Origin of the sequence: Anaerococcus sp. HMSC065G05 (assembly GCF_001812365.1) — a bacterium.
GTDB lineage: Bacteria > Bacillota > Clostridia > Tissierellales > Peptoniphilaceae > Anaerococcus > Anaerococcus vaginalis.
The window spans coordinates 18,564-21,871 of sequence record NZ_KV808714.1 but is presented as its reverse complement, the minus strand read 5'-3'; the positions used below and the strand labels follow the sequence as shown (position 1 = coordinate 21,871).

The window sequence follows — 3,308 nt, the reverse complement described above, 5'->3', positions numbered from 1 at the left end:
ACAAAGACGAAAACGTAAAAGGAACATGGGAATTTACCCCAGATCCAGAACCAGGAAAATACAACGTAACCCACAAATTTGTAAGTAAAGATCCAAACAAAGAACTTCCTAAAGAAGTACTTGCTCTTGTACCAGCAGATCAAACTGGCAAAGTTAAAGGCGATGTAGTAAAACCAACAGAACCACAAACAAAAACAGTTAATGTTGAAGATGGTACTTGGACTTTTGTAGAATATGACAAAAATCAAGAAACTATCGATAACAAGGATGTTGAGTTTACAGGAACATGGGAATTTACTCCAAAAACTACTCCTACTGATTACAATGTAAATCATAAATTTGTTTCATCAACAGAAGGCAAAGCTCTTCCAAAAGCAGTTACAGATTTAACACCAGACCAACAAACTGGTAAGAAAGATGGAGAAACTGTAACACCAACTGCACCAAAAGAAACAACTGTAGAAGATGCAGGCAATGATGGAACATGGAAATTTGAAGGCTACGATAAAGATAGCAAAACTATTGATAAGTCTGATGTGACATTTGAAGGAAAATGGAAATTCACACCAAACAAACACAAAGTAACCTACGAATACGTAAGTGGAACAAAAGGTAAAGAATTACCAGAAGCATTAAAAGCAAAAGCACCAAAAGAAGCAACTGGAAAAGTAAAAGGCGATAAAGTAACATCCCCAGTTCCAGAAGGAAAAGACGCTGAATTTAGAGATGAAACAAACAAGGGAACTTGGACATTCAAATCATACGATAAGAATGAAGTAGAAATTACAAACAAAGACGAAAACGTAAAAGGAACATGGGTATTTACACCAGATGCTGAGCCAAATAAATACAACGTAAAACACGAATTTGTATCCGCAACAGAAGGCAAAACTCTTCCACAAGCCGTAAAAGAACTAACACCAAAAGATCAAACAGGCAAAGAAGATGGAAGTGTTGTTAAACCAACAGAGCCAGAAAAAACAAAAGTAGCAGATACAGAAAACGATGGAACATGGACATTCGAAGGCTACAAAGATCAAGATAAAACTACAGACGAAGTAGATGCAAAAGTAAATGGAGCTGACGTAAAATTCGAAGGCGAATGGAAATTCACACCAAACGAACATCAAGTAACTTACAAGTTTGAAAGTGAAGATCCAACAAAACCTCTTCCTAAAGAAGTGACAGATCTACTTCCAGATCCAGAAAAAGGAAAGGTTAAGGGTGATAAAGTAACACCAACGAAACCTATTCCAGAATCAATCACAACTAAAGATGGTGTATGGACCTTTGTTAAGTATGACAAAGACAGTGAAACTGTTGATAATAAAGACCTTGTATTTACAGGAACTTGGAAATTCTCTCCAAAACCTGTTCCAACTACTTACAAGGTAAACCATCAGTTTAAATCAGCAACAAAAGGAAAAGACCTTCCACAAGCAGTAAAAGATCAACTTCCAGATCAACAAACTGGTATAGAAGACAAAAGCACTGTAACACCAACTGCTCCTAAAAAGGAAAAAGTAGAAGATACAGACAATGACGGAATATGGAAATTCAAAGGCTACAAAGACCTAGATGAAAATACCGAAAAAGTAGATGCTAAGGTTGATGGTGCTGATGTAATGTTTGAAGGAAGTTGGGAATTTACACCAAACAAACACAAAGTAACATACGAATACGTAAGTGGAACAGAAGGTAAAGAATTACCAGCCGAATTAAAAGCAAAAGCACCAAAAGAAGTAACCGGCAAAGTAAAAGGCGATAAAGTAACATCCCCAGTTCCAGAAGGAAAAGATGCTGAATTTAGAGATGATAAAAACAAGGGGACTTGGACATTCAAATCTTTTGACAAAAATTCAGTAGAAATTTCTAACCAAGACGAAAAAGTTACAGGAACTTGGGTATTTACACCAGATCCAGAATACAAAGTAGAACATAAATTTGTATCATCAACAAAAGGAAAAGACCTTCCAAAAGCTGTTACAAATTTAACACCAAAAGATCAAACTGGTAAGAAAGATGGAGAAACTGTAACACCAACTGCTCCAAAAGAAACAAAAGTAGAAGACAAGACAAATGATGGAACATGGACATTCGAAGGCTATGATAAAGATAGTAAAACTATTGATAAATCTGATGTAACATTCGAAGGAAAATGGAAATTTACACCAAATAAACACGAAGTAATTCACAAATTTGTAAGTAAAGATCCAAATAAAAAACTTCCTAAAGAAGTAACTGATCTTCTACCAGCAAATCAAACTGGAAAAGTAAAAGGCGATGAAGTAACACCAACAGAGCCAAAAACAAAAACAGTTAAAGTAAAAGATGGAACTTGGAAATTTGTAAGTTACGATAAAGAAAACAAAAAAGTAGAAGATAAAGATGTAGAATTCACAGGAACATGGGAATTTATTCCAGATGTAGTTACAGAATATGTCGATGAAAATGGTAAGACTATAGCTCCTAAGGAAGATGGTACAAAACCTAATAAAGAGATCGATGGATATAAATTTGTAAAAACTGAAAAAGATGATAAAGGTAATACAAAACATATCTACAAGAAGAAAGTCACACCACCTGCTGATGTAGTTACAGAATACGTCGATGAAGATGGTAATACTATTGCTCCAAAAGAAAATGGTAAACAAACTAATAAAGATATCGACGGTTATGAATTTGTAAAAACCACAACTGATGATAAGGGTAATACAAAACATATCTACAAGAAAAAAACCACTCCTAGTCCATCTATAGTTACTAAATTTGTAGATGAAAAAGGAAATCCTCTTGCTAAGGATGAAGATGGAAAACAAGATAAAAAAGATTTTCCAGGATATGAATTTGTCGAAACTAAAAATGACAAAGACGGTAATGTAGTTCACGTTTATAAATTAATTCCTACTACAACTGTAGAAACAAGATATGTGGATACAGAAGGTAAGCAAATACTAGCTGATAAAGCAGGAACACATGATCCATCAACTATAGAAGGATATCAATTTGTAAAAACAGAAAAAGATGAAAAGGGTAATACCGTTCATATTTACAAAAAACTTGCACCTGTTCCAAAAGTTGAGACAAGATATGTTGATGAAAATGGCAACCAACTACTTCCACCAAAAGAAGGAACACAAAATCAAGTAAATATTGATGGCTACGATTATGTAAGTACAAATAAAGATAATAATGGTAATACAATTCATGTTTACAAGAAAAAACCTATCCAAGATGTAGAAACAAGATATGTGGACACAGAAGGTAATCAAATACTTGCTGATAAAGCAGGAACACATGATCCATCA

Annotated in this window: 1 protein-coding gene; it reads left to right on the top strand. The window is 34.3% G+C overall.

Annotation, left to right across the window (positions count from 1 at the left end):
* Window positions 1-3,308 (top strand): SHIRT domain-containing protein (locus HMPREF2852_RS09800; RefSeq protein ID WP_222563212.1); only part of this gene is annotated, 3,308 nt, incomplete at both ends.